This is a genomic window from Crenobacter intestini (genome assembly GCF_004919095.1).
Lineage (GTDB): Bacteria > Pseudomonadota > Gammaproteobacteria > Burkholderiales > Chromobacteriaceae > Craterilacuibacter > Craterilacuibacter intestini.
Genome location: NZ_STGJ01000012.1, coordinates 68,084 through 93,782 on the forward strand (window position 1 = coordinate 68,084; position 25,699 = coordinate 93,782).

At 67.8% G+C, this 25,699-nt stretch carries 22 protein-coding genes; 5 read left to right on the top strand and 17 right to left on the bottom strand.

The genetic code is table 11. The features are described 5' to 3' along the window. Positions 1–13: 13 nt before the first annotated feature. The 12 genes from tal to ycaO form a co-directional block, all read right to left on the bottom strand. Positions 14–1,075 carry a transaldolase gene (tal, locus tag E5K04_RS11480; protein WP_136554185.1) on the bottom strand — a complete coding sequence of 354 codons (1,062 nt, stop codon included), beginning with the start codon at positions 1,073–1,075 and terminating at the stop codon, positions 14–16. A 168-nt stretch (positions 1,076–1,243) separates the two neighbouring features. Further along, entirely contained in the window at positions 1,244–2,632 is a 1,389-nt protein-coding gene (locus E5K04_RS11485; protein ID WP_136554187.1) for a hypothetical protein, read from the bottom strand. An 83-nt stretch (positions 2,633–2,715) separates the two neighbouring features. Beyond that, the gene (gene phoR / locus E5K04_RS11490) at positions 2,716–4,038 is read right to left on the bottom strand and encodes a phosphate regulon sensor histidine kinase PhoR (protein WP_136554189.1); all 1,323 of its coding nucleotides are present in this window, start codon (positions 4,036–4,038) and stop codon (positions 2,716–2,718) included. 7 nt (positions 4,039–4,045) lie between these two features. Beyond that, entirely contained in the window at positions 4,046–4,735 is a 690-nt protein-coding gene (gene phoB / locus E5K04_RS11495; RefSeq protein ID WP_136554191.1) for a phosphate regulon transcriptional regulator PhoB, read from the bottom strand. A gap of 109 nt (positions 4,736–4,844) precedes the next feature. Beyond that, complete coding sequence (locus tag E5K04_RS11500; RefSeq protein ID WP_136554193.1) at positions 4,845–5,699, bottom strand: bifunctional helix-turn-helix domain-containing protein/methylated-DNA--[protein]-cysteine S-methyltransferase; 855 nt, start codon at positions 5,697–5,699, stop codon at positions 4,845–4,847. Between the two features lie 125 nt (positions 5,700–5,824). Further along, the gene (locus E5K04_RS11505) at positions 5,825–7,249 is read right to left on the bottom strand and encodes a gamma-aminobutyraldehyde dehydrogenase (RefSeq protein WP_136554196.1); all 1,425 of its coding nucleotides are present in this window, start codon (positions 7,247–7,249) and stop codon (positions 5,825–5,827) included. Positions 7,250–7,277: 28 nt separating this feature from the next. Then, entirely contained in the window at positions 7,278–8,084 is an 807-nt protein-coding gene (locus E5K04_RS11510) for an ABC transporter permease (RefSeq protein ID WP_136554198.1), read from the bottom strand. Next, positions 8,074–9,027 (bottom strand): ABC transporter permease, encoded by a 954-nt coding sequence (locus E5K04_RS11515; protein WP_136554200.1) that lies wholly within the window; start codon positions 9,025–9,027, stop codon positions 8,074–8,076. Before E5K04_RS11515 ends, E5K04_RS11510 begins: the two co-directional genes overlap by 11 nt. Next, the gene (locus tag E5K04_RS11520) at positions 9,024–10,025 is read right to left on the bottom strand and encodes an ABC transporter ATP-binding protein (RefSeq protein WP_136554202.1); all 1,002 of its coding nucleotides are present in this window, start codon (positions 10,023–10,025) and stop codon (positions 9,024–9,026) included. The genes E5K04_RS11515 and E5K04_RS11520 overlap by 4 nt, the downstream gene beginning before the upstream one ends. An 82-nt stretch (positions 10,026–10,107) precedes the next feature. Next, positions 10,108–11,253 (bottom strand): ABC transporter substrate-binding protein, encoded by a 1,146-nt coding sequence (locus E5K04_RS11525; protein ID WP_136554204.1) that lies wholly within the window; start codon positions 11,251–11,253, stop codon positions 10,108–10,110. 290 nt (positions 11,254–11,543) lie between these two features. After that, entirely contained in the window at positions 11,544–13,415 is a 1,872-nt protein-coding gene (gene kup, locus E5K04_RS11530; protein ID WP_136554206.1) for a low affinity potassium transporter Kup, read from the bottom strand. A 144-nt stretch (positions 13,416–13,559) separates the two neighbouring features. Further along, positions 13,560–15,272: a 30S ribosomal protein S12 methylthiotransferase accessory factor YcaO gene (gene ycaO, locus E5K04_RS11535; protein WP_136554209.1), complete on the bottom strand. Its 1,713-nt coding sequence runs from the start codon at positions 15,270–15,272 to the stop codon at positions 13,560–13,562. A gap of 193 nt (positions 15,273–15,465) precedes the next feature. On the opposite strand from ycaO, the gene E5K04_RS11540 reads away from it, so the two are divergent. The 3 genes from E5K04_RS11540 to E5K04_RS11550 all read left to right on the top strand — a co-directional run bounded on the left by E5K04_RS11540 (position 15,466) and on the right by E5K04_RS11550 (position 18,818). Then, positions 15,466–16,398 (top strand): sensor domain-containing diguanylate cyclase, encoded by a 933-nt coding sequence (locus tag E5K04_RS11540; RefSeq protein ID WP_136554211.1) that lies wholly within the window; start codon positions 15,466–15,468, stop codon positions 16,396–16,398. 73 nt (positions 16,399–16,471) lie between these two features. Further along, positions 16,472–18,187, top strand: a complete 1,716-nt coding sequence (locus tag E5K04_RS11545; protein WP_136554213.1) for a proline--tRNA ligase — start codon at positions 16,472–16,474, stop codon at positions 18,185–18,187. Positions 18,188–18,191: 4 nt separating this feature from the next. Beyond that, on the top strand, positions 18,192–18,818 hold the full coding sequence (locus E5K04_RS11550; protein WP_136554215.1) for a lytic transglycosylase domain-containing protein: 627 nt from the start codon (positions 18,192–18,194) through the stop codon (positions 18,816–18,818). A 64-nt stretch (positions 18,819–18,882) separates the two neighbouring features. On the opposite strand, the gene E5K04_RS11555 is transcribed toward E5K04_RS11550, so the two are convergent. Beyond that, entirely contained in the window at positions 18,883–19,380 is a 498-nt protein-coding gene (locus E5K04_RS11555; RefSeq protein WP_136554216.1) for a MarR family winged helix-turn-helix transcriptional regulator, read from the bottom strand. Between the two features lie 186 nt (positions 19,381–19,566). Between E5K04_RS11555 and guaD the strand changes: the two genes are divergently transcribed. After that, complete coding sequence (gene guaD, locus E5K04_RS11560; protein WP_136554218.1) at positions 19,567–20,868, top strand: guanine deaminase; 1,302 nt, start codon at positions 19,567–19,569, stop codon at positions 20,866–20,868. Between the two features lie 57 nt (positions 20,869–20,925). Here guaD and E5K04_RS11565 read toward each other — a convergent pair whose 3' ends face one another. Beyond that, on the bottom strand, positions 20,926–22,215 hold the full coding sequence (locus E5K04_RS11565; RefSeq protein WP_136554220.1) for an NCS2 family permease: 1,290 nt from the start codon (positions 22,213–22,215) through the stop codon (positions 20,926–20,928). A 123-nt stretch (positions 22,216–22,338) separates the two neighbouring features. Next, a complete protein-coding gene (pssA, locus tag E5K04_RS11570) occupies positions 22,339–23,085 on the bottom strand; it encodes a CDP-diacylglycerol--serine O-phosphatidyltransferase (protein ID WP_136554222.1) in 747 nt (248 codons plus the stop codon). A gap of 148 nt (positions 23,086–23,233) precedes the next feature. Here pssA and asd point away from each other — a divergent pair, with 148 nt between their 5' ends. Next, positions 23,234–24,073 carry an archaetidylserine decarboxylase gene (gene asd, locus E5K04_RS11575; protein ID WP_136554225.1) on the top strand — a complete coding sequence of 280 codons (840 nt, stop codon included), beginning with the start codon at positions 23,234–23,236 and terminating at the stop codon, positions 24,071–24,073. Positions 24,074–24,139: 66 nt separating this feature from the next. Here the strand turns inward: asd and ilvC are convergent, their stop codons facing one another. Then, positions 24,140–25,171: a ketol-acid reductoisomerase gene (ilvC, locus tag E5K04_RS11580; protein ID WP_328591039.1), complete on the bottom strand. Its 1,032-nt coding sequence runs from the start codon at positions 25,169–25,171 to the stop codon at positions 24,140–24,142. 25 nt (positions 25,172–25,196) lie between these two features. Then, positions 25,197–25,688: an acetolactate synthase small subunit gene (ilvN, locus tag E5K04_RS11585; protein WP_136554229.1), complete on the bottom strand. Its 492-nt coding sequence runs from the start codon at positions 25,686–25,688 to the stop codon at positions 25,197–25,199. Positions 25,689–25,699 lie beyond the last annotated feature (11 nt).

Consider the following 25,699-nt stretch of genomic DNA (forward strand, 5'->3'; position numbering starts at 1 on the left):
GGGTGGGGGACGCTTAGGCGGTCAGCGCGAGCAGCGCGCCGAACGCCTCGTCGAACAGCTTGAGGCCGTCGGCCTGCAACTGGTCGCCGGTGGCGGCAAGGTCAATGCCGGCGTCGGACGCGCCCTGCAGCACGACGAAGGCGTCGTCCATGCCGGTGGCGAGCGTCGCGGCGGCGACGCCGTGGTCGCGGAACGCGGCGAGCGTCGCGTCGGGGATGGTGTTGACCGTCTCGTCGCCGATCAGGCTCTCCACGTACAGGACGTCGGAGTACGCCTTGTTCTTGGTGCCGGTCGACGCCCACAGCAGGTACTGCGCGCGCGCGCCGGCGGCCTTGAGCGCGGCAAATTCCTCGCCGTTGAAGCGTTCGTGGTAGCGCGCGTAGGCGGCCTTGGACAGCGCGACGGCGACCTTGCCCTGCAGTTCGGCCGGCAGCAGCGGGTCGAGCAGCGAGTCGACGCGCGACAGGAAGAAGCTGGCGACCGCCTTGACGTGACCCAGCGGCGCGCCGTCGGCGTGGCGGGCCTTGAGCCCGGCGATATACGCGTCCCACACCGCGTCGACCTGCGCGAGCGAGAACAGCAGCGTGATGTTGACGTTGACGCCCTCGCGGGTCAGCACCTCGAAGGCACGGATGCCGGCCGGGGTGGCCGGGATCTTGATCATCGCGTTGGGGCGGGCGAGTTCGGCCCACAGGCGGCGGGCGGCGGCGAGGGTGCCGGCCTCGTCGTTGGCGAGGTGCGGCGACACTTCCAGGCTGACGTAGCCGTCGGCGCCGGCGGTTTCGCGGTACAGCGGCGAGAGCAGATCGCAGGCGGTCTGGATGTCGGGCACCACCAGCGCCTCGTAACGCGCCTCGGCGCTGAGCGATGCGTCACCCTTCAGGCGGGCGAGGTCGTCCCGGTAGCGCGCGTCGTTCGCGATCGCCTTGTAGAAGATCGAAGGGTTGGAGGTGACGCCGGCGATGCCGTCGTCGGCGAGCAGGCGGGTGAGCTCACCCGAGGCGATCAGTTCGCGGGACAGGTTGTCCAGCCAGACTCGCTGGCCGAACGGGAGGATGGCGCGTACACGGTTCATGCTTTTGTCTTTATGTGGTCTTGTCTCTGGAGCGTAATGCTAGCCCCGACGCGCGGACGCTGCCAAGCGCCGGCAGCAGCAGGCGCCGTTGTGGTGCCTGCCGCGTGCCGGAAGTGTTGCATTTGCGGGGAGCCCCGCCCGCGGAACATGCGGGTGGGGCAAGCGGGGTCAGTTGCTGCAGGTGCCCTGCGCGACGCAGGGGTCTAGCACCTTCAGGCGGGTCCAGTCGACGCCGTCTTTCAGTGGGAAACGGTACTGGTTGCCCGCGTTCGGGATGCCCTGCAATTGGGCAAATGTGATCAGCGGTTGCGGGTAGCCGAGGCTGACATAAGTCTGCCCGGATTCGACCTGTATGGCCCAGCGCGGCCCGGATGGGCCGCCGGTGTCGCCGACGAACATGCCGTAGGTCGCCATCGCGCGCAGAATGGTCTTTTTCCAGTCAGGCACCGGCAGTGCGTTGATCTCGGCGAGGCTGTAGTCGAGGTAGAAGTGGGTACCGTTGGGGATGCCCGGGTCGCCGGGGCAGATGTACGCGCCCTGAATCGCCGGCCAGACGAAGGTGCTGGCCGAGCAGTTGACTATGGCATATAGCGCATGGTTGATCTGGCCGCCGACCAGTTCCTGAGCGCGGATGATGCCGGCCAGCAGGCTGTAGCCGGCGGCGGTGCCGCCGGTCGCGTAGCCGGGCGAGCCGATGCCCTGGCTGGTGATCGCGCGCTGGCCACCGGAGCCTGCCTTGAGCACGCCGCCGCCGGCGGGCTTCTGGGTGACGTTCCAGAAACTGTACACCATGCCGTTGCTTTGGTCGGCCACCGTGAGCGAGTGGTCGAGGCCGCCGGCGGGCTTGGCCGCGTCCGGGATGCGGATCTTGCTTCCTTCGGGCAGGGTGAACGGCCCCCAGTTGGTCGTGTATTCGACGGTGAACTCGGGGTCGGTCGGGCTCGAGTAGTAGGTCGGGTGGCCGTAGTCGTTCTGCGGTCCAACCGTGACGTCGATCACCTGCAGGTCGTTGGGGGTGCCGGTACCGCTGTTCAGCCAGGCAACCAGTTGCGCGGAATTGGCGACGAGCTTGGGGTTGGCCGGGATAGGCTTGTTGAACGGGCTGTCGTCGCTGAACGGCCGCCAGCAGGCTGCCGGCCATTTGCCCGGGCCGAAGGTGCCCCACTTGCTGTCACAGGTGGGCGGCTGGACGCTGGTCTTGAAGTAGTCGGCGAGGAAGCTGTAGAAGGCTGCGTAGAAATTGGTGGCGTCCTGGTTCAGGCTCGAGCTGGCGGAGGCGTTCAGGGCCGGAGTGATCGAGAAGTTCGTCCCGCCGGTACTGAACAGGGCGCCGGGTCTGACGGCGGTGACGGTAAACGGGTTGGTGGTGGTCGTGCCGTTGCCGGTCAGTTGGGTTGTGGTCGTGCCGCCCGACGCGCTCTGGCCGGACGTCTTGATTTCGATGCTGCTGGGGATGTCCCCGGTGCCGGAACCCAGGCAGCCCGCGAGGCTGAGGCAGCCCAGCGCGAGCAGGGACAGGTTCCGGATAGGGGGGGGGAGGCTGGGCGCATTATGCATGATGGTCTCCTGTGAAACATGGGTGTTGCCCATCTGCTATAGACACCCATAAGCCATCAGGAGGAATTATTGCGCCGGAATGCTCAGGCCGGGTCTGTCTCCGTCTTTGCCGCCGTGCACAGCTGTTCGCGGCTGAAACTGACGCTGAAACTGCTGCCTTGGTCGGGCTTGCTCTCTACGTCGAGGCGCGCGCGGTGGCGCGCCAGCACATGCTTGACGATGGCGAGACCGAGTCCGGTGCCGCCACTGGCGCGCGAGCGGCCGCGGTCGACCCGGTAGAAGCGCTCGGTCAGGCGCGGGATATGCTCGCGCGGGATGCCGATGCCGGTGTCGGTGACGGTGAAGCGCCCGCCGTCGGGGCCGGCGCGCCACGCGAGCGTGATGCGGCCGCCCTCCGGCGTGTAGCGCACCGCGTTCGACACCAGGTTGCCGAACGCCGAGTGCAATTCGAACGGGTTGCCCCACAGCGCGTCGGGTGCGGCGTCGAGTACCTCGACGCGGTGGCGGCCCTGCGACAGGCCTTCGGCCTCGACGCGCAAGGTGTTCATCAGTGCAGCCATGTCGACGCGTTCGAGTTCGGTCTGCCTCGGTTCGTTCTCCAGCCGGGATAGCGCCAGCAGGTCCTCGACCAGCCGCTGCATGCGGCGCGACTGTTCGAGCATCATCGGCAGGAACTGGCGCAGCGTGGCGTCGTCGACATGGTCCATGTCGGACAGCGTCTCGATAAAGCCGCCGACCACGGTCAGCGGCGTGCGCAATTCGTGCGAGACGTTGGCGACGAAGTCGCGGTGCACGGTCTGCACGCGCTCGAGCTGGGTGATGTCGCGCGACAGCAGCAGCTTGCGCGACAAATCGAACGGCACCAGCTGGATCGACAGCACGCGTTCGCGCGCGTGGCCGGTGACCAGCGTCAGCGGCTGGTTGAAGCGGCCGGCGGCGAGGTAGCCGTGGAACGCCGGGTGGCGGATCAGGTTGAGCACCTGGCTGCCGGTGTCGCGCTTGCGGTCGAGGCCGAAATGCTCGACCGCCATCGGGTTCATCCACTCGATGCGCTCGTGTTCGTCGAGCACCAGCACGCCGTCCGGCATCGCCTCGCCCGCGCTGGTGAAGCGCTCGAGCGTACCGGCGAGCTTCTTGCGCCCTTCATGCTGCTTGCGCGCCTGGCGGTACAGCCCCATGAACACCGCGTGCCACGAGCCGTAGCCCTCGGGCATGTGGTAGGGGCTGGGGTGCTGCATCCACGCGATCAGCCGCGCGACATGCCACAGGTGAAAGCCCAGCCAGAGCAGGGTGGCGGCGAGCGCGGCGGCCAGCGCGGCGGCCGCGCCGAAGGCGAGCGCCAGCGCCAGCGCGGCCAGCGTGATGAAGACGGCGATCGACAGCGATCGTTGGACGAATTCCCGCAAGCTAACCTCAGGCTTCCTTGGAGAAACGGTAGCCGGCACCGCGCACGGTCTGCACCAGCGCGTCGTGGCTGGTGGCTTCCAGCGCGCTGCGCAGGCGGCGGATATGCACGTCGACCGTGCGCTCCTCGACGAACACGTGGTCGCCCCACACCTGGTCGAGCAGCTGGGTGCGCGAATGCACGCGTTCGGGGTGGGTCATGAAGAAGTGCAGCAGGCGGAACTCGGTCGGGCCCAAGTCGAGCGGCTGGCCGCCGACGCTGACGCGGTGGGTGACCGGATCCAGCCTGAGGCCGTTCACCTCGACCGCGTCGTCGGTCATCTGCGGCGCGCGCCGGCGCAGCACCGCCTTGATGCGGGCGAGCAGCTCGCGCGGCGAGAACGGCTTGGTGATGTAGTCGTCGGCGCCGGTCTCCAGCCCGACCACCTTGTCCTGTTCGTCCGAGCGCGCGGTCAGCATGATGATCGGGATCTGCCGGGTGCGCTCGTCGCCGCGCAGGCGGCGCGCGATATCGACGCCGGACGCGCCGGGCAGCATCCAGTCGAGCAGGATCAGGTCGGGCAGCGCGCTGTTGATCAGCGTATGCGCGGCCTCGGCGCTGCCTGCGCGCAGCACGTGGTGACCGGCCTGGGTCAGGTTGAAGGCGATCAGTTCCTGGATCGCCGGCTCGTCTTCGACGAGCAGGATATTGGCTGGCATGTGCGAGACGTTCCCGTTCTATGGTCAGCGCAAGGATAAGGACGGGGCATTACAGAAAGATGACAGTTTGACGCAAAGGACAGCCGGGGGAAACCTGCCCGTTTTTATATCAGCGCCCGCCGCCTTCCATTCGGGCGGCCTCCCACAGCTGGATCGCCTGCTTGCGCTCGCCGCCCCAGCGGTACTGGCCAACCTCGCCGCCTTCGCGGATCACCCGGTGGCAGGGAATCAGGTAGCCGAGGTCGTTGGCGGCGAGCGCGCTGCCGACGGCGCGGGCCGCGCGCGGCGCTCCGGCCATGCCTGCCAGCTGGCGGTAGGAGACGAGCCGGCCGCAGCCGGTGTCAAGCAGCGCTTCCCATACCTTGAGCTGGAAGTTGCTGCCCTTGAGCAGCAGGGGTAGCGGGGCGCCGGGCGTGGCCGGCGCGAACACGCGCTCGAGCCAGACGCGGGCGGCCGCGTCGTCACGCCAAAGCGCTGCCCGCGGCCACGCGGTGGCGAGGCGGGCCTCGAGTTCGGCCCGCGGCGCGCCGGAGAAGGCCAGGTGGCAGACGCCGCGGGCCGTCCAGCCGATCAGCGCGTCGCCGAACGGCGACGGCCCCCAGCCGTAGCCGACGGTGACGCCGTCTCCGCCCGTGCGGATTTCGCCCGGCGTCATCGCCTCGCAGGTGACCATAAGGTCGTGCAGGCGGCTGCCGCTGGTGAAGCCCAGCGCGTGGGTGACGCTCAGCGTGTCCTGCGACGCGGCAAGCGCCGCGAGCGCGTGCTGCTTGCTCAGGTATTGCAAGAAGCGCTTGGGCGAGACGCCGGCCCATTCGCCAAACACCCGCTGCAGGTGGCAGGGGCTCATGTGCACCGCGCGGGCGAGCTCTTCCAGTGTCGGCTGTTCGTGCGCGTGCGCGCGCAGGTGGCGAATCGCCGCCTCGACCAGGGCGTAGTGGCGGGCGGCGGTGTCTGGGACGGGCATGGCGGTGTCCGGCTACGGGGATGCCCCGACCATAGGGGGCGGCCGGCGGGCGGGCAAGCCGATTCTTGCGAAGATGCGCGGAAGGGCGCGGGAAGGCCGGGGGCGGGCGCCCCCGGCCTGACGGCTTAGTGCTTGATCATCACGTGGCGGGCGACGCTGTAGTCTTCCAGCGCGTACACCGACATGTCCTTGCCGTAGCCGGACTGCTTGAGCCCGCCGTGCGGCATCTCGCTGACCAGCATGAAGTGGGTGTTGACCCAGGTGCAGCCGTACTCGAGGCGGGCGCTGGCGTCCATCGCGCGGCCGATGTTCTGCGTCCACACGCTGGAGGCGAGGCCGTAGTCGGAATCGTTCGCCCACGCGATCACGTCGTCGTTGTCGCCAAACGGCGTCAGGCTGACCACCGGGCCGAACACCTCGCGGCGCACGATCTCGTCGTGCTGGCGCGCGCCGGCGAGCACGGTCGGCTGGAAGAACCAGCCCTCGCCCGCCGCGCGGTTGCCGCCGGTCAGGCACTCGATGTGCCGCTCGGCGCGGGCGCGCTCGACATGGGCCTCGACGCGCGCCAGGTGCTCGCGGGTGATCACCGGGCCCATCTCGACGCCCGCCTCGTGCTGGGTGCCGACCTTGATGGTCGACACCGCGCTGGCGAGGTCCGCCGCGAGGCGCTCGTACACCTTCTCGTGCACGTAGAGGCGGCAGGCGGCAGTGCAGTCCTGCCCGGCGTTGTAGAAGCCGAAGGTGCGGATGCCGTCGACCACCGCAGAAAGGTCGGCGTCGTCGTACACGATCACCGGCGCCTTGCCGCCCAGTTCAAGGTGGGTGCGCTTGACGCCGTTTTGCGCGGCGGCGAGCACGTGGTGGCCGGTGGCGACGCTGCCGGTGACCGACACCATGCGCACGCGCGCGTCGCCGATCAGCGGCGCGCCGACGGTCGCACCGCGGCCGTACACCACGTTGACAACGCCGGGCGGGAACAGTTCGGCGAGCCACTGGCAGAGCCTGAGCGTGGTCAGCGGCGTCTGCTCGGACGGCTTGAGCACCACGGTGTTGCCGGCGGCGAGCGCCGGCGCGAGCTTCCAAGCCGCCATCATCAGCGGGTAGTTCCACGGCGCGATCGACGCGACGACGCCGATCGGGTCGCGGCGGATCATGCTGGTGTGGCCGGCCAGGTACTCGCCGGCCGCCTGGCCGTGCTGAGTGCGGCAGGCGCCGGCGAAGAAGCGGAAGGTGTCGGCGATGGCCGGGATCTCGTCGGCGAGCACCGCTGGGTACGGCTTGCCGCAGTTGTCAGACTCCAGCCGGGCGAGCTCCTCGGCGTGGGCCTCAATACGGTCTGCCAGCGCGAGCAGCACCTCGGCGCGCGCTTTGGCCTGCGTTAGCCGCCACGCGGGGAAAGCCGCCTGCGCGGCGGCGATGGCCGCGTCTATCTGCTCGGGGCTTGCCTCGGCGATGCGGGCGATTTCCTGCCCGGTCGCCGGGTTGTAGACGGACTGTGCTTCGGCGGTACCGGCGACGCGTTCGCCGCCAATCAAGAGGGTGTATTGCATGCGAGGCTCTCCGCGGGTGGAAACTGGGTCATTTGCCGCTGCCGGCGGTGTCGGTGGTGTCGCGCGTCAGGTACCACGCGCCGAGGATGGGCAGGGTGGTCACCGCCATCACCAGCATGGCGACCACGTTGGTCACCGGCACGTCGCGCGGGCGGCCGAGCTGGTTGAGCATCCAGATCGGCAGCGTCACTTCGTGGCCGGCGGTGAAGGTGGTGACGATGATCTCGTCGAACGACAGTGCGAACGCCAGCATGCCGCCGGCCAGCAGCGAGGTTGCCAACGACGGCAGCACCACATGGCGGAAGGTCTGGAAGCTGTCTGCGCCCAGGTCCATCGACGCCTCGATCAGCGAGCCGGGCAGGCGCCTGAGCCGCGCGACGACGTTGTTGTAGACGATGACCACGCAGAAGGTCGCGTGGCCGACCACGATGGTCAGCATGCCGGGTTCGAGCGCAGCGACCTTGAACGCGTTGAGCAGCGCGATACCGGTGATGATGCCCGGCAGCGCGATCGGCAGGATCAAGAGCAGCGTGATGCCGTTCTTGCCGAAGAAGTCGCGCCGGGACAGCGCGAGCGCGGCGAGCGTGCCCAGCACCAGCGCAAGCAGCGTCGCCTGCGCGGCGACCTTCAGCGAGACGGTGATCGCGTCGAAGATGTCCTGGCGGGCGAAGGCCTCGGCGAACCAGTGAAGGGTGAAACCCTGCAGCGGGAAGGAGAACGCGCTCTCCTCGGTGTTGAACGCGTAGGCGAAGATCACCAGGATCGGGAAGTGCAGGAAGGCGAGGCCGCCGTAGGCGGCCAGGCGCAGGGCCCAGGGGCTGCGTTCAGAGTGCATCGAAGGCTCCCGTGCGTTTGGCGAGGGTCAGGTAGACGCCGATCAGCACGATGGGCACCACGGTAAACGCTGCGGCCATCGGCATGTTGCCGATCGAGCCTTGCATGCTGTACACCATGTTGCCGATGTAGAAGCCGGACGGGCCGATCAGCTGCGGGATGATGTAGTCGCCCAGCGTCAGCGAGAAGGTGAAGATCGACCCGGCGACCACGCCCGGCACCGCCATCGGCAGCACGATATGGACGAAGGTCTGCCACGGCCGCGCGCCGAGGTCGGACGAGGCGGCAAGCAGGTTGTCCGGGATGCGCTCGAGCGCGGCCTGGATCGGCAGGATCATGAACGGCAGCCAGGTGTAGACGAATACCCAGAAGCGGCCGAAGTTGGACGTCGACAGCGTGCTACCGCCGATGCCCGGCAGCGTCAGCATCCATTCGTAGGCCGGGGTCAGCCCCAGCTTTTCGATCAGCCACCAGCTGATGCCGCCCTTGGCCAACAGCACCGTCCACGCGTACACCTTGACGAGGTAGCTTGCCCACATCGGCAGCATCACCGCCACGTAGAAGAACGCCTTCTCGCTGCCTTTGGCGTAGCGCGCCATGTAGTAGGCGAGCGGGAAGGCCAAGAGCGCGCTCATCGCCGACACCGCGAGCGCCATCGACACCGTGCGCAGCACGATGTCGAGGTTGGCGGCGTCCAGCAGCGCACGGTAGTTGGCCAGCGTCCACTCCGGCGTCACCTGCATGGTGAAGTCGTCGAAGGTGTAGAAACTCTGCGCGATCAGCGTCAACAGCGAGCCCAGGTACACCACGCCGAACCACAAGAGTGGCGGAGTCAGCAGCAACAGCAGTGCAAGGGTGGAGCGGCGGTACAGCAGCGCCGAGACGCGGCGCGCGAGCGACTTGTGGGCGGCCGTCGTGGAGTGTGGGATGGCCATGCTACTCATGCCGCCTCCAGGAGCCAGTGCGCGGCATCACCTTCCCACGCAAGCTCGACCTCGGTGCCGACCTCGGGCATCTGCAGCGCGTAGCTGGGCAACTGCGCCCACAGGCGCTGGCCGGCGACCTCTACTTCGACTCGGTTGACCGGCCCGAGGAAGGCGACTTCGCGCACCACGCCGCGCACGCTGATGGCACCGTCGAAGCGCCCCAGCCGGATGCGCTCGGGGCGGATCGCGAACGCACCTTTTCGGCCGGTGAGCCGCTCGGCCAACTCGCCGTCGACCACGTTGCTGGTGCCGACAAAATCGGCGACGAAGCGGCTGGCCGGCTGGCTGTACAAGGCTTGCGGGGTGTCGACCTGCTCGATGCGGCCTTTGGCGAATACGGCGACGCGGTCGGACATCGACAGCGCTTCGGACTGGTCATGGGTGACGAACACGAAGGTGATGCCGAGCTGGCGCTGCAGCGCCTTCAGCTCTCCCTGCATCTGTTCGCGTAGTTTCAGGTCGAGCGCGCCCAGGGGTTCGTCGAGCAGCAGTACGCGCGGTCGGCCGACGATGGCGCGCGCGAGCGCGACGCGCTGGCGCTGGCCGCCGGAGAGCTGGCCGGGCTTGCGTGAACCGAAACCGTCGAGCGCGACCATGGCCAGTGCCTCTTCGGCGCGCGCGTAGCGCTCGCGCTTGGCGACGCCCTTGATCATCAGCGGGTAGGCGACGTTTTCCAGCACGTTCATGGTCGGGAACAGCGCGTAATCCTGGAACACGGTGTTCACGTTGCGCTCGAACGGGGCCAGGCGGCTGGCGTCGACGCCGTCGATCAGCACGCGGCCGCTGGTCGGTAGCTCGAAGCCGGCGATCAGGCGCAAACAGGTGGTCTTGCCCGAGCCGGACGGCCCGAGCATGGAGAAGAACTCGCCTTCGCGGATGGCGAGGCTGACATGGTCGACGGCGTTGACCGCGCCATAGCTGCGGCAGACGCGGTCGAATTCGACGGCGTGTTTCATGGATGGGCTCCGGGCTATTGTTTTGGGCGTGACAAGGCCTGCCTGGCCGGTGGGCGCAGGCAGGACGTCGTGACGGCTGGGCTTATTTGCCGCCCATCACCCCTATGTAGTCCCGGGTCCAGGTGCTGTACGGCACGCAGTTGCCCTGGCTTGCGCACTTGGCGGTTGGCGTCTTCCAGAAACGGACCTTGGCGAAGTTGTCGAAGCCGTTGCTCTGGCAGAAGTTGCTGCCGCCGGGTGCCTTCTCCTTGCATGCGGCCGGGGTGACCGGGTTGGAGCCGAACCATTCGGCGAGCGCCGACTGCAGTTTCGGGTTCAGCGAGTACTCCATCCACTTGTACGCGCACACCGGGTGCTTGGCGTCGGCGTGCAGCATGGTGGTGTCCGCCCAGCCGGTTACGCCCTCCTTCGGCACCACCGACGCGATCGGCTGTTTCTCTGCTTTCAGTGCGTTGACCTGGTAGCCCCAGGCGCTGGACGCGGCGACGCCCTCGTTCTTGAAGTCGTTCATCTGTACGGTCACGTCATGCCAGTAGCGGTGCTTGAGCGCATTTTGCTGGCGCAAGAGCTTGATCGCCTCGGCGTACTGCTTCTCGTTGAGTTCGTACGGGTCCTTGATGCCGAGGTCGGGACGCTTGCTCATCAGGTAGAGCGCGGCGTCGGCGATATAGATCGGGCCGTCGTAGGCCTGGACGCGGCCCTTGTTCGGCTTGCCGTCCGGCAGGTTCTGCGGCTCGAATACCACCGCCCACGAGGTCGGCGGGGTCTTGAACACCTTGGTGTTGTACATCAGCACGTTCGGGCCCCACTGGTAGGGCACTCCGTACGCCTCGCCGCCGACCGTGTACCACGGCGCACCCTGCAGGCGCTTGTCGACGTTCTTGTAGCTGGGGATCAGCGCGAGGTTGATCGGCTGCACCTTTTTGCCGGCGACCAAGCGTAGGCTGGCGTCGCCGGACGCGGTGACCAGGTCGTAGCCGCCCTTGTTCATCAGGCTGACCATCTCGTCCGAGGTCGCGGCGGTCTTCACGTTGACCTTGCAGCCGGTCGCCTTCTCGAACGGGGTCACCCAGTCGTAGCCCTTGTCGGTGCTGCCGTTCTCGATGTAGCCGGGCCACGCGATGATGTCGAGGCGGCCTTCGGGGGCGCCCAGCTTGGCCAAGGGCGCCGCGTGGGCGGTCAGGGTGCCGGCGATCAGGGTGCCGGCGAGCACGAGGGTCTGCTTCATGTCTTCTCTTCTCCTTGCTTGGGGTCCAGTCGGTAAGGGGCGCCTGGGGGACGGGCGCCTCTGCGTGCGCCTCGCTGTGTTTAATTTATTGAATGGAGCCGGCCAAAAGAGAAGAGGGTGACGCAAAAAAAGCCTTGCCAATCAGCTGGCAGCGGGCAATGCGTATGTTTTTTGCATCAATAGACGGGGTGCTGCACTGCGGTGGTGCAGGGTGTTGAATAAAACGAACGCCCCGGGTGGGGCGTTCGGTGAGGGACGGGATGGCCGCACGGCGGCCATCGGCAGCGGGTTTACAGCTCGACCTGTGCGCCCAGTTCGACCACGCGGTTGGTCGGGATCTGGAAGAAGTCGGTCGCCTTGAGCGCGTTCTTGCTCATCCATACGAACAGCTTCTCGCGCCAGCGTGCCATGCCCGGGCGCTCGGTCGAGATCAGCGTCTCGCGCGACAGGAAGAACGAGGTGTCCATCACCTCGAAGGCGAGGCCGTAGGGCTCGGCCAGTGCGAGGATCTCGTTGACATCGGGCGCCTCCTTGTAGCCGTACTCGGCGATCACCTGCCAGAACGACGCGGAGAGCTGTTTGACGGTCAGCCGTTCGGCCGGCTCAACGTAAGGCTCTTCGCGGGTGCGCACGGTCAGCAGCACCACGCGGTCGTGCAGCACCTTGTTGTGCTTCAGGTTGTGCAGCAGCGCGTGCGGCACGCCGTGGCTGGTGCTGGTCATGAACACCGCGGTGCCGGGCACCCGGGTCGGCGGCCAGGTTTCCATGTTCTCGATGAAGCCTTCCAGCGGGATCGCCTGCTCGTCCAGCCGCTGCATCAGGATCTCGCGGCCGCGTTTCCAGCTGGTCATCAGCGTGAACATCAACGCGCCGATCGCCAGCGGCAGCCAGCCGCCGGCGACGATCTTGTGGACGTTGGCGGCGAACAGCGGCACGTCGATGCACAGGAACAGGAAGGCCACCGGCAGCACGGCGGCAGCCGGCCAGCGCCAGTTGCGCAGCGCGACCGTGGTCGACAGCAAGGTGGTGATCACCATGGTGCCGGTCACCGCGATGCCGTACGCGGCGGCCAGGTTGCTCGAGGTACCGAACGACAGCACGACCAGCACGACGGCGCCCAGCAGGAACCAGTTGACCATCGGGATGTAGATCTGGCCGATTTCCCGCTCGGAGGTGTGCAGGATGGACAGGCGCGGGATGTAGCCCAACTGCACCGCCTGGCGGGTCAGCGAGAACACGCCGGAGATCACCGCCTGCGACGCGATCACCGTCGCCAGCGTGGCGAGGCCGACCAGCGGCAGCAGCGCCCAGTCCGGCGCCAGGTTGAAGAAGGGGTTCTTCACGGCAGCGGGGTCGGCCAGCACCAGCGCGCCCTGGCCGAAGTAGTTGAGCACCAGCGCGGGCAGCACCAGCGCGAACCACGCGCGGCGGATCGGGCTCTTGCCAAAGTGGCCCATGTCGGCGTACAGCGCCTCGGTGCCGGTGATCGCCAGCACCACCGCGCCCAGTGTCAGGAAGGCGAGCATGCCGTTGTCGGCCATGAAGCGGTAGCCCCAGACGGGGTTGAGCGCGCCGAGTACCTCGGGGTTGTCCAGGATGCCGCCGACGCCGAGTATGCCAAGGCACAGGAACCACACGGCCATCACCGGCCCGAACAGGGTGCCGACCCGCGCGGTGCCGTGCTTCTGGATCAGGAACAGGGCGGAGAGCACCACCAGCGAAATCGGCAGCACGTAGGGCTTGAAGGCGGGGGTCGCCACTTCCAGGCCTTCGACCGCCGAGAGCACCGACATGGCCGGGGTGATGATCACCTCGCCGTAGAAGAAGCCGGCACCGGTGATGCCGAGGATCATCAGCAGCCAGCCGGGTATGCCGGCGATGCGGCGGCGGGCGAGCGCCATCAACGTGAGGATGCCGCCTTCGCCGCGGTTGTCTGCGCGCAGCACGAAGGCAAGGTACTTGATCGAGACCACGATGATCAGTTCCCAGAACACCAGCGACAGGATGCCGAGCACGTTGTCGTGGTTGGGGACGAGGCCGAGGTGCGGACCGAACGCTTCCTTCAGCGTATACAGCGGGCTGGTGCCGATGTCGCCGTAGACGACACCGAGCGCCGCCAGCGTGACGCCGAGCGTGGCCTTGTTATGTTCTTGTTTTTGCATGATTACCCTTTATGGCAGGAGGGCAGCGGATTCTGTGGCGGTGCAGCAGGGCACCGGACTCGCGCGAAGCTTACGCCTGTCGGCGGGGCACGCCAAGCGCCATGCCCCTTTGTCATAACGCGGGTCCGGTCGGCGGTGTGCCGCTTACGCCGCGGTCAGCTTGTCGTACGCGGCAAGCAGCTGGCGGTGCCGCGCGCTGCCCTCGAAGTTTTCGCCCAGCGCAACCAGGCCGAAGAAGCGTTCGTGGCCGGCCTTGAGCGCCTCGGCGGTGGCGACCGCGTCTTCGCCCCACAGGGTGGCGAGCATCGCGCGGTAGTCGGGCAGCGACGCGCCGAACTCGAACACCGCCTCCAGCGCGCGCCATACCGCCATGCGCGCGGCGGGCAACTGGCCGAAGCGGCACACCCACTCGGTCTGTGCGCGCGCGTTTTCCTCGTCGGAGAGCGCCAGCGCGATCAGCGCACGCAGTTCGCCCACACGCAGGCTGGCCCACGCGCTGTCCGGGTCGGCGGCGAGCCCGATCAGCTCCCACACCGGCTTCTCGTCGGCGAGCGACGCTGCGTCCAGCGCGTCGGCGAGCGCCCGGCATTCGGCGTCGGACAGCCCGGGCAGGCGAGCGATCGGGCCGCGCAGCGGGTTGCCGATATTGTTGTTTTCCCACTCGAGGTCGTCGACCGGATAGATCTCGGAGAGCCCCGGCACGATCACGCGGCAGCAGTAGACGCCGGTCTCCTCGAAGTCGGCGACGTAGATCTGGTTGCCATCTTCGTGAAGGAGCGCGCACAGGCTGTCCCAGTCGGCGGCGGTGCTGCCCTCGAAGTTCCAGTCGCAGAAGGCAAAGTCGGGCTTGGTGCCGAGGAAGGGCCAGCCGACGCTGCCGCTCGAATCGATGAAGTGCAGCTCGAGGTTGGCCGGGCTGGCGACCTCTTCCGGGTCGAAGGCGGGTTCGGGGAAGCCCGCGAGCGCGTCGAGCGCGCGGCCCTGCAGCAACTCGGTCAGCGCGCGCTCGAGCGCGACGGCGAACGAGGGGTGCGCGCCGAAGCTCGCGAACACGCCGTGGTCGCGCGGGTGGACCAGCGTCACGCAGGCGACCGGGTAGCGGCCGCCGAGCGACGCGTCCTTCACCAGGATATGGAAGCCCGCCGCGCGCAGCGAGGCGATGCCGGCGGCGATCGCCGGGTGGCGGTCGATGACCTGCTGCGGGATGTCGGGCAGGCACAGCCCACCCTGCAGCACGCGGAACTTCACCGCGCGTTCGATCACTTCGGACAGCGCCTGCGTGCGCGCCTCGGGCGCGCTGTTGCCGGCCGCCATGCCGTTGGAGAGATACAGGTTGCCGATCAGGTTGACCGGGAACCACACGGTCTGCCCGTCGGACACCCGGGTGTACGGCAGCGCACATACGCCGCGGCCGGCGTCGCCGCTGTTGAAGTCGACCAACTGGGCGGCGGCGAGCGCGGCGTCCGGGTCGTAGAAGTCGCGCAGCGCCTCGTCGTCCAGCAGGCCGTCCGGCCAGCCTTCCTCGCAGGCTTCGAACCAGCGCTCGCGCGCGAAGTGCACCCACGGGCGCCCGCTGCGTTCGCGGCCAAGGTAGTAGTGCGTCCAGAAGTAATGGTTGCCCAGGCGCTCGCACAGCTCGCCCAGGGCGCTGGCGCGCGCGGCAAGCTCGGAGCCGCCCTTGCCGTTGGTGTAGATCAGCGGGCAGTCGCGCTCCCTCAAGTGGACCGACCAGCAGCCGTCGACCGGGTGCAGCCACGACACCTCCTCGGGGTGGAAGCCGAGCGCGGCGAGCCGGCCTTGCAAGGTGGCGATGGTGTCTTCGAGGGTGGCGTCCTTGCCGGGCAGGGTATGGGACATATGGCGCGCTCCTGCGCGATCGCGGTTGAGGTTCCAAGAGGGCTCGCACTCTAACACCGCGGCGGCGGCGGCGGCCACCCGTGCGCGGCGGCTTATGACACATGCGCGCCGAAAGGCCGGTGTTGTGCGACAATCCCGCATAGCCGGCAGCCGGGGCCGCCTGTACGGCACAGAATAGCAACGAGGGGGAAGGATGGCCGACCAAGACTTGGCCGCGCTGCGCGCCGAGCTGGCAAGCTTGCGCGAGGAAAACGCCATGTTGCGCGAGAAGCTCGCCGCGGCGCTCGACGGTACCGGTGTCTGCCTGTGGCAGGGCGAACCGCCAAGCGGGCGGCTGACCGTGTTCAACCTGCAGGACTTCGACGCCGGCGACATGGCGCCCGACTTTTCCGTCTGGCTCGCCAAGCTGCACCCGGACGACCACGCCACGACGCTGGAGAGCTACTACGGCCACCTCGCCGGCGAGCGGCCATTTTATGAAGCCGAGTACCGCACGCTGCGCCCGGACGGTGCCGTCACCTGGTTGTGGGACCGCGGCCGCGTCGTCGAACGCGACGAAAACGGCCAGCCGCTGCGCATCCTCGGCGCACATATCGACATCACCCGCCGCAAGGCGTACGAAGCGCAGCTCGCCCGCCTCGCCCACCACGACGCGCTGACCGGCCTGCCCAACCGGCGGCCGATGCTCGAGCGCCTGCGCCGAGAGACCGAGGCGCGCCCGGCAGACACGGCCGGCGTACTGGCACTGGCCATGCTCGACATCGACCACTTCAAGACCTTCAACGACCGTTTCGGCCACGACGTCGGCGACCGCGTGCTCGCCGGCGTCGGCCAGCACCTGGCAGCACAGCTCGCCGAGGGCGAGCTGTGCTGCCGCTGGGGCGGCGAGGAGTTCCTGCTGCTGCTTCACGGCGCGAGTGCCGACGAGGCCGCCTTGCGCGTCGAACGGATCCGGGCGTCGTTCGCGGCGCTGGGGCAGGCGCTTGCGCTGCCCGTACCGGTGGGCGCGAGCGTCGGCGTCGCCGCCCACCGGGCGGGCGAGACCTTCATGCAGACCATCCGCCGCGCCGACCACGCGCTGCTCGCGGCCAAGCAGGGCGGACGCGACCGCGTCTGCCGCGGCTGAGCCGTTCGGCAGCCGCTGCCGCCTTGCAGTACAATCGACGCCATCTGTGTCCGAATTTCAGGGATTTCTCACCATGCGCGCTTCGCAGTTCTTCATCTCCACCCTCAAGGAAGCCCCCGGCGACGCCGACATCGTCAGCCAGAAACTGATGCTGCGCGCCGGCATGATCCGCAAGGTCGCCGCCGGCGTGTACACCTGGATGCCGATGGGGCTGCGCACGCTGCGCAAGGTCGAGGCCATCGTGCGCGAGGAGATGGACCGTGCCGGCGCGATCGAGGTGACGATGCCGGTGGTGCAGCCGGCCGTGCTGTGGCAGGAGACCGGCCGCTGGGACAAGATGGGCGACGAGCTGTTGCGCTTCAAGGACCGCCACGACCGCGACTTCGTGATCCAGCCGACCTCCGAGGAAGTGGTGACTGACATCGCGCGCGGCGAACTCAAGAGCTACCGCCAACTGCCGAAGAACTTCTACCAGATCCAGACCAAGTTCCGCGACGAGCGCCGCCCGCGCTTTGGCGTGATGCGCGGCCGCGAGTTCACCATGAAGGACGCGTACTCGTTCGACCGTAGCGCAGAAGCCGCCGGCCAGAGCTACGACAACATGTTCGCCGCCTACCGCCGCATCTTCGACCGCATGGGCCTGACCTACCGCGCGGTGGCGGCCGACACCGGCGCCATCGGCGGCGACCGCTCGCACGAATTCCAGGTGATCGCCGACACCGGCGAAGACGCGATCGTCTACTGCCCGGCTTCCGACTACGCCGCCAATATCGAGCTGGCCGAGGCGGTGGCGCCGGCCCACGCCCGCCCGGCGCCGGGCGCGGCCATGCAGAAGGTGTCGACCCCCGGCGTGAAGACCATCGCCGACCTGGTCGCCTTCCTGGACTGCCCGGTCGAGCAGACGGTGAAGGCGGTGGTGGTCGAGGGCGACGGCGAGGACGGCCTGCCGGTGCTGCTACTGGTGCGCGGCGACCATGAACTGAACGAAGTGAAGGCCGGCAAGCTCGCCGGCGTCGCCAGCCCGCTTGCCTTCGCCACGCCTGATTCCATCGTCGCCGCCTTCGGTGCCAACCCAGGCTCGCTGGGGCCGGTCGGCTTCAAGGGCAAGGTGTACGCCGACCGCACCGTCGCGGTGATGGCCGACATGGTGACCGGCGGCAACGAGGACGACGTGCACCTGACCGGCGTCAACTTCGGCCGCGACTGCCCCGAGCCGGTGGTGGTCGACATCCGCAACGTGGTCGTCGGCGACATGAGCCCGGACGGCCAGGGCGAACTCGCGATCCAGCGCGGCATCGAGGTCGGCCACGTGTTCTATCTGGGCACCAAGTACTCGCAGGAAATGAACGCGACCTTCCTCGACGACGACGGCAAGCCGAAGTTCTTCGAGATGGGCTGCTACGGCATCGGCGTGAGCCGCATCCTCGGCGCGGCGATCGAGCAGAACTTCGACGAGCGCGGCATCATCTGGACCGACGCGCTCGCGCCCTTCACCGTGGTGATCGTGCCGATGGGCATGGCGCGCAGCGAAGCGGTACGCGAGGCGGCCGAAGGCCTGTACACCACGCTCAAGGCGCAGGGCGTCGACGTGCTGCTGGACGACCGCGAAGAGCGCCCGGGCGTGCTGCTGGCCGACTCCGAGCTGATCGGCTACCCGCACCGCGTGGTGATCGGCGACCGCGGCCTGAAGGAAGGCAAGGTCGAGTACCGCCACCGCCGCGACGAGGCGTCGACCGACGTGGCCGCCGCCGACATCGCGGCCTTCGTGCTCGGCAAGCTCGGCCGCTAAGCCGATGGCGGCGCGCGCGGCGGCCCTGGTGGCCTTGCTGGTGGCGCTCGCCGCGCCGGCCTTGGCCGGCGCGCAGCGCGAAGAGGCGTTGTCGCATAGCGTGGCCACCTCGCTGCGCCGTTCGGTCGGCGAGGTGAACGCGCCCAGGCTGGTGTTCGCCGACCCGCGCGAGGGGCAGGTGTGGCTCGCCGAGATGTCGGGCCGCCTGCAAAAGCGCATTCCCGACGCGTGGACGCGCGAGCGGCTGCTCACAGCGATCCACTACGAGGCGACCCGCGCCGGGCTCGACCCGCAGCTGGTGCTCGGCCTGATCCAGGTCGAGAGCGGCTTCAAGAAGTACGCGATCTCCAGCGCCGGCGCGCGCGGGCTGATGCAGGTGATGCCGTTCTGGCCGCGCGCGATCGGCACGGCCGAGCACAACCTGTTCGACCTCACCACCAACCTGCGCTACGGCTGCACCATCCTGCGCCATTACCTGGACATCGAGCGCGGCAACCTGTTCCGTGCGCTCGGCCGCTACAACGGCAGCCTGGGGCGGGCCGAGTACCCGAACCTGGTGCTCGGCGCCTGGCAGAGGCAGTGGGCGTGGACGCCGCCGGCCGGCCTGAACCGCACCGCCGGTACGCGTTAAGCCGGCACCGGTAAAACAAGAAGGGGCGCCCTGTGGGCGCCCCTTTTGCGTGGCTGCGTGCCGCCTAGCGCTCCTGCGCGACCAGCAGCTTCTTCAGCAGGCCTGCCAGTTGCACGCGCTCGTCGGCGTCAAGCGGCGTCAGCAGCTCGGCTTCGGCTTCCAGATGGTGGACGGCGGCGTCTTCGACCACTTCCAGCCCGCGGGCGGTCAGCGAGACGATCACGCCGCGGCGGTCGTTCGGGTCCGGGCTGCGGCTGACGAGACCGGCCGACTCGAGCCGGTTGATGCGGTTGGTCAGCGCGCCGGATGAGATCAGTACCATGCCTTGCAGCTGGTTGGGGGAGAGCTGGAAAGGTTCGCCGGCGCGGCGCAGCGCGGCGAGCACGTCGAATTCGCCGACGTTGAGTTTGTGGCGGGCGAGGTCCTGCAGCACGCGGCGGGTGACGAAGTACTCCATGCGTGCGATGCGGCCGACGACTTCGGTCGAGGAAGTGTCGAGTTCAGGGCGGACCGCCTTCCACAGTGCGACGATCTGGTCGATCTGGTCTTTGGCTGTGTTCATTGTGTGTATTGGGCAATGTGGGGTGATATCCGGCGCTAAGGGTAACACGGGCACAATATGGTGCAAAATTTGCTTCACCGGAAGAATCTTTATGCAAAATAATTGTCGCGTCCGGCATGTCGGCGGCGGCGCTGCCAAGATGGGAGTGCCGCCTGCGTGGGTGGCGTGCCGCGCAGGAGAAACAAGATGCCAACCGCTATCCGGGGCGCCCTGCTTACCTTCAAGGACGACCCCTTTGTCCGTGACCTGCAGGACTGCATGGTCTACCTCGACGACGCCGTCGTCGTGATGGAGGACGGCAAGATCGCTGCCGTCGGCGCCGCCGACGAGATCCTGCCCACCCTGTCGCCCGAGCTGCCGGTGACCCGCTACCCCGACAGCGTGATCCTGCCCGGCTTCATCGACAGCCACGTGCACTACCCGCAGACCGAGATGATCGCCGCCTACGGCGAGCAGTTGATCGACTGGCTGAACAACTACACCTTCATCACCGAACAGGGCTTCGCCGACCAGGCGCACGCGGCCGAGGTCGCGTCGGTATTCCTCAAGGAACAGCACCGGAACGGCGTCACCAGCGCCACCGTGTTCGGCACGGTATTCCCGCAGTCGGTCGACGCGCTGTTCGAGGAGGCCGCCAGTTACGACATGCGCATCATGGCCGGTAAGGTGTGCATGGACCGCAACGCCCCCGCGGCGCTGCTCGACACACCACAGCGTGCCTACGACGAGTCGAAGGCGCTGATCGAGCGCTGGCACGGCAAGGGGCGCGCCGAGTACGTGATCACCCCGCGCTTCGCGCCAACCTCCAGCCCCGAGCAGCTGGAAATGGTCGGTGCGCTGGCCGCCGAATTCCCGACCACGCTGATCCAGTCCCACCTGTCGGAAAACCGCGGTGAAGTCGAATGGGTGAAGTCGCTGTTCCCCGAGTGCCGCGACTACACCGACGTCTACCACCGCTACGGTCTGCTGCGCGAGCGCGCGATCTACGGGCACGGCATCCACCTGTCCGAGGCCGAACTCGACGTGTTGTCGGGCACCGGCACCGCGATCGCGCACTGCCCGACGTCCAACTTCTTCCTCGGCTCCGGTTACTTCAACGTGAAGGCCGCACGCGATGCGCGCCGGCCGGTCAAGGTCGGCCTCGCCACCGACCTGGGCGCCGGCACCAGCTTCTCCATGCTGCAGACCATGAACGAGGCGTACAAGGCCGCGCAGCTGAACGGTTTTGCGCTGTCCGCCGGCCATGCCTTCTACCTTGCCAGCCGCGGCACGGCCGAGGCGCTGGGGCTGCAGGACAGGATCGGCAGCATCGAGGTGGGCAAGGAGGCCGACCTCGCCGTGCTGGACCTCAAGTCGACGCCGATCATCAAGTACCGGATGAAGTACGCGCGCGACATCCACGAGGCCCTGTTCGTCCAGATGACCTTGGGCGACGACCGCGCGATTGCCGCGACCTACATCGCCGGACGCCGGGTCTACCCCGCGTGAAGCAGATGCGACAAGGGGAGGCCGCAGCCTCCCCTTCTGTGCGCAACAGGCCGGGTGTTACAGGAACAGGTAACGCCCGATAAACAGCGCCGCGATCACCACGATGGGCACGCTCAAGGAGCGCGCCTGGCCGCTGGCGAGCTTGGTCACCACGTAGGTGATCGCGCCGAAGGCGATACCGTCGGCGATCGAGAAGGTGAACGCCATCGTCGCGATGCAGGCGATCGCCGGCGCGGTCTCGGTCAGTTCGTCCCACTCCAGGTGGGTGAGGCTGCGCAGCATCAGGATGGCGACGTAAAGCAGCGCGGGCGCGGTCGCGTAGCCCGGCACCATCGCGGCCAGCGGCGCGAAGACCAGCGCCGCGATGAACAGCAGGCCGATGACGACGGCGGTGAGGCCGGTGCGCCCGCCGGCGGCGATACCGGTGGTCGACTCGATATAGCTGGTGGTGCTCGAGGTGCCCAGCAGCGCGCCGGCGCTGATCGCGGTCGAGTCGGCCAGCAGCGCGCGCTTGAGGCGCGGCAGGTGGCCGTCCTTGTCGAGGAAGTTGCCGCGCTCGGCGATCGCGATCAGCGTGCCCGAGGTCTCGAACAGGCTCATCAGGAAGAAGGACAGCACCACGCCGAGCACCGCCGGTTGCAGCGCGCCGGCGATATCGGCTTTAAGCCATGTCGGCGCGAGCGACGGCGGGGTCGAGATGACGCCGCCGTACGGCGTGAAGCCCAGCAGCACCGAGGCGGCGGTGACGGCGAGGATGCCGATGATGATGGCGCCGGGCACGCCGCGGCGGTCGAGCACCACCATCAACAGGAAGCCCGCCGCCGCGAACAGCACCGACGGGGTGCCCAGGGGCCCCAGCGCGAGCATGGTGTCGGGGCTGGGGACGACCACGCCGGCCTGTTGCAGCGCGATCAGCGAGATGAACAGGCCGACGCCGGCCGAGATCGAGTGCTTCAGGCAGGCCGGCATCGCGTTGACGAACCATTCGCGGATCTTCAGCACACTTACCAGCACGAACAGCAGGCCGGACAGGAACACCGCGCCCAGCGCGGTCTCCCACGGCAGCCCCATGCCCTTGACCAGGCCAAAGGCGAAGAAGGCGTTGATGCCCATGCCCGGCCCTTGGCCGATCGGGTAGTTGGCGAGCAAGCCCATCAGGAAGCAGCCGATCGCGGCGGCGAGGCAGGTCGCGACGAATACCGCGCCGTGGTCCATGCCGGCGGCAGACAGGATGTCAGGGTTGACGAACAGGATGGCCGACATCGTGAGGAAGGTCGTGAAGCCGGCGAGGATTTCGGTGCGCACGGACGAGCCTTGCGCACGGATGTGGAAGAGTTTTTCCAGCATGCGTGAGTCCGGAGAAAGGGTTTGCGAAGTCCCGAGCGACAGTCGGGTGCTAGGCGGGCCACCGGCAAGGAATCCGGCGCCCGCTCCGTCGGGCGCAAGTATAGGGGCAGAGCGGGGGGAGGGCTAGCGGCGCAGCCGCGTCCACGCGAAGAAGAGGTAGCCCGACGCGGCGTAGCCGACGAAGAAGCCGAACAGCACCAAGGGTGGCTCGTACAGCACCAGCAGCAGGGCAAGCGTGAGCGCCAACAGCGCGTAGAACGGCACGCGGCGGCGCAGGTGGATCTCCTTGAAGCTCCAGTAGCGCACGTTGCTGACCATGGTCAGCCCGGCGAACAGCGTGAAGCCGGCGAGCAGCATGGGCAGCGCCGGCGCGCCGGTGTAGCCGTAGGCGTGGCAGATCCACACCAGGCCCGCGACCAGCGCGGCGGCGGCCGGGCTGGGCAGGCCGATGAACCAGCGCTTGTCGACGCTGCCGATCATGGTGTTGAAACGCGCGAGGCGCAGGGCGGCGCCCGCGCAGTAGATGAATGCGATCATCCAGCCGAGCTTGCCCATGTCCTTGAGCAGCCACTCGTAGGCGACGAGCGCCGGCGCGACGCCGAAGCTGACCATGTCTGAGAGGCTGTCGAACTCGGCGCCGAACGCGCTCTGGCTATGGGTGAGGCGGGCGACGCGGCCGTCGAGGCCGTCGAGGACCATCGCGGCGAAGATGGCGACCGCCGCGGTCTCGAAGTGCCCGCCCATCGCCTGCACGATCGCGTAGAAGCCGGCGAACAGCGCGGCCAGCGTGAACAGGTTGGGCAGCAGGTAGACGCCCTGGCGGCTGAGCCTGGGGCGTTGCGGCGATGGGTCGGACGGATCGGGATGCATGGTGCAGGCTCCGGACGGCGGTGCGGGGCACCGGTTGGCATATTGTAGCGCAGCCGGTGCGCCGCCGCGCTAGGCCATCGGCATGGCCGACAGCCGCCGCCCCTTCGTTTATAATGCCCGGTTTGATTCGAAAATAAGGGGAACGTCCTTGTCCGAGCGCCTATTTGTGCTGCTGCAGCACGCGCTGCCCAAGCTCGCCCTGACCCGCCTGGCCGGCCGCATCGCCGGCGCGCGCGGCGGCGCGCTGACCCGCCGCCTGATCACCCGCTTCATCGCGCGCTACGGCGTGAACATGGCCGAGGCAGCCCAGCCGGATCCGGCCGCGTACCCGACCTTCAACGACTTCTTCACCCGCGCGCTCAAGCCGGGCGCGCGCCCGCTCGCCGCGAGCCGGCTGGTGTGCCCGGTCGACGGCGCGATCAGCCAGTTCGGCGACATCCACGCCGGCCGCGTGTTCCAGGCCAAGGGCCGCGACTATAGCGCCGCCGCCTTGCTGGCCGACGAGACCGCCGCGCGCGCGTTCGACGACGGCGTGTTCGCGACCATCTACCTGAGCCCGCGCGACTACCACCGCATCCACATGCCGTGCGCGGGCACGCTCAAAAGCATGACCTACGTGCCGGGCGAGCTCTATTCGGTGAACCCGGCGACCGCACGCGGGGTCGACGCGCTGTTCGCGCGCAACGAGCGGGTGGTCTGCCTGTTCGACTCCCCGGTCGGCGAGTTCGCGCTGGTGCTGGTCGGCGCCACCATCGTCGGCAGCATGGCGACCGTCTGGCACGGCGTGGTCAACCCGCCGCGCCCGGGCGAGGTGGTGCGCTGGGACTACAGCGGGCAGACCATCAAACTGGCGCAGGGCGAGGAGATGGGGCGCTTTTTGCTCGGCTCGACCGTGGTGCTGCTGTTCCCCAAGGCCGCCGGCCTCGCGTTCAACCCCGAGTGGGAAAGCGCGCGCGCGGTGCGCATGGGCGAGGCGATGGCCGACTGAGCCTGCCGCAGGCGGACGAAAAAAAGCCGGGACAGCGTCCCGGCTTTTTCATGCACTTGCAGCCGATTAGTTCTTCGACTGGTCGACCAGCTTGTTCTTGGCGATCCAAGGCATCATCGCGCGCAGTTCGGCACCGACCTTCTCGATCGGGTGCTCGGCGTTCAGGCGGCGGCGGGCGATCATGCTCGGGTAGTTGGTCTTGCCCTCGAGGATGAACATCTTCGCGTATTCGCCCGACTGGATGCGGTACAGCGCCTTCTTCATCGCTTCCTTGGTGGCGGAGGTCACTACTTCCGGCCCGGTCACGTACTCGCCGTACTCGGCGTTGTTCGAGATCGAGTAGTTCATGTTGGCGATGCCGCCTTCGTACATCAGGTCGACGATCAGCTTCAGCTCGTGCAGGCACTCGAAGTAGGCCATTTCCGGCGCGTAACCGGCTTCGGTCAGCGTCTCGAAGCCGGCCTTCACCAGTTCGACGGCGCCGCCGCACAGCACGGCCTGCTCGCCGAACAGGTCGGTCTCGGTCTCTTCGCGGAAGTTGGTCTCGATCACGCCGCCCTTGGTGCCGCCATTGGCCGCGGAGTACGACAGCGCGACGTCACGCGCCTTGCCCGACACGTCCTGGTAGACGGCGATCAGGGTCGGCACGCCGCCGCCCTTCACGTACTCGGAGCGCACGGTGTGGCCCGGGCCCTTCGGCGCGATCATGATCACGTCGACGTCGGCCGGCGGGACGATCTGGTTGTAGTGGATGTTGAAGCCGTGGGCGAACGCCAGCGCCGCGCCCTTCTTAAGGTTCGGGGCGATCTCGCTGCGGTAGACGTCCGGCTGCGCCTCGTCCGGCAGCAGGATCATCACCACGTCGGCCTTCTTCACCGCGTCGGCCACTTCCTTCACCTTGTGGCCGGCCGCTTCGGCCTTCGCCCACGAGGCACCGTCCTTACGCAGGCCGATCACCACTTCGCAGCCGGAGTCCTTCAGGTTGGCGGCGTGGGCGTGGCCCTGCGAGCCGTAACCGATGATCGCGACGCGCTTGTCCTTGATGATGGAGAGGTCGGCGTCCTTGTCGTAGTAAACCTTCATTTGATTTTCCTTGATGTTTCGTTGTTCGTGGTAAGGCGGGTCAGATCTTCAGGATGCGTTCGCCCCGGCCGATCCCCGAGGCGCCGGTACGGACCGTTTCCAGGATCACCGAGCGGTCGACGGCCTCGATAAAGGCACCGAGCTTGTCGCTGGTGCCGGTCAGTTCGATCGTGTACGTCTTTTCGGTCACGTCGATGATGCGTCCGCGGAAGATGTCGGCCATGCGCTTCATCTCCTCGCGTTCCTTGCCGGTGGCGCGCACCTTGATCAGCATCATCTCGCGTTCGATGTGCTCGGACTCGTTCAGGTCGATCACCTTGACCACTTCGATCAGCTTGTTCAGCTGCTTGGTGATCTGCTCGATCACCTCGTCCGAGCCATGGGTGACGATGGTCATCCGGCTGAGCGTAGGGTCTTCGGTGGTCGAGACGGTCAGCGAGTCGATGTTGTAGCCGCGCGCGGAGAACAGGCCCACCACGCGCGACAGCGCTCCGGCCTCGTTCTCCAGCAGGATGGAAAGAATATGTCTCATGCTTCGCTCCG

Coding starts and splice junctions, on each gene's coding strand:
- tal (WP_136554185.1), bottom strand. CDS start 1,075: ATGAACCGTGTACGCGCCATCCTCCCGTTCGGCCAGCGAGTCTGGCTG.
- E5K04_RS11485 (WP_136554187.1), bottom strand. CDS start 2,632: ATGCATAATGCGCCCAGCCTCCCCCCCCCTATCCGGAACCTGTCCCTG.
- phoB (WP_136554191.1), bottom strand. CDS start 4,735: ATGCCAGCCAATATCCTGCTCGTCGAAGACGAGCCGGCGATCCAGGAA.
- E5K04_RS11500 (WP_136554193.1), bottom strand. CDS start 5,699: ATGCCCGTCCCAGACACCGCCGCCCGCCACTACGCCCTGGTCGAGGCG.
- E5K04_RS11505 (WP_136554196.1), bottom strand. CDS start 7,249: ATGCAATACACCCTCTTGATTGGCGGCGAACGCGTCGCCGGTACCGCC.
- E5K04_RS11510 (WP_136554198.1), bottom strand. CDS start 8,084: ATGCACTCTGAACGCAGCCCCTGGGCCCTGCGCCTGGCCGCCTACGGC.
- E5K04_RS11515 (WP_136554200.1), bottom strand. CDS start 9,027: ATGAGTAGCATGGCCATCCCACACTCCACGACGGCCGCCCACAAGTCG.
- E5K04_RS11520 (WP_136554202.1), bottom strand. CDS start 10,025: ATGAAACACGCCGTCGAATTCGACCGCGTCTGCCGCAGCTATGGCGCG.
- E5K04_RS11525 (WP_136554204.1), bottom strand. CDS start 11,253: ATGAAGCAGACCCTCGTGCTCGCCGGCACCCTGATCGCCGGCACCCTG.
- kup (WP_136554206.1), bottom strand. CDS start 13,415: ATGCAAAAACAAGAACATAACAAGGCCACGCTCGGCGTCACGCTGGCG.
- ycaO (WP_136554209.1), bottom strand. CDS start 15,272: ATGTCCCATACCCTGCCCGGCAAGGACGCCACCCTCGAAGACACCATC.
- E5K04_RS11540 (WP_136554211.1), top strand. CDS start 15,466: ATGGCCGACCAAGACTTGGCCGCGCTGCGCGCCGAGCTGGCAAGCTTG.
- E5K04_RS11545 (WP_136554213.1), top strand. CDS start 16,472: ATGCGCGCTTCGCAGTTCTTCATCTCCACCCTCAAGGAAGCCCCCGGC.
- E5K04_RS11550 (WP_136554215.1), top strand. CDS start 18,192: ATGGCGGCGCGCGCGGCGGCCCTGGTGGCCTTGCTGGTGGCGCTCGCC.
- E5K04_RS11555 (WP_136554216.1), bottom strand. CDS start 19,380: ATGAACACAGCCAAAGACCAGATCGACCAGATCGTCGCACTGTGGAAG.
- guaD (WP_136554218.1), top strand. CDS start 19,567: ATGCCAACCGCTATCCGGGGCGCCCTGCTTACCTTCAAGGACGACCCC.
- E5K04_RS11565 (WP_136554220.1), bottom strand. CDS start 22,215: ATGCTGGAAAAACTCTTCCACATCCGTGCGCAAGGCTCGTCCGTGCGC.
- pssA (WP_136554222.1), bottom strand. CDS start 23,085: ATGCATCCCGATCCGTCCGACCCATCGCCGCAACGCCCCAGGCTCAGC.
- ilvN (WP_136554229.1), bottom strand. CDS start 25,688: ATGAGACATATTCTTTCCATCCTGCTGGAGAACGAGGCCGGAGCGCTG.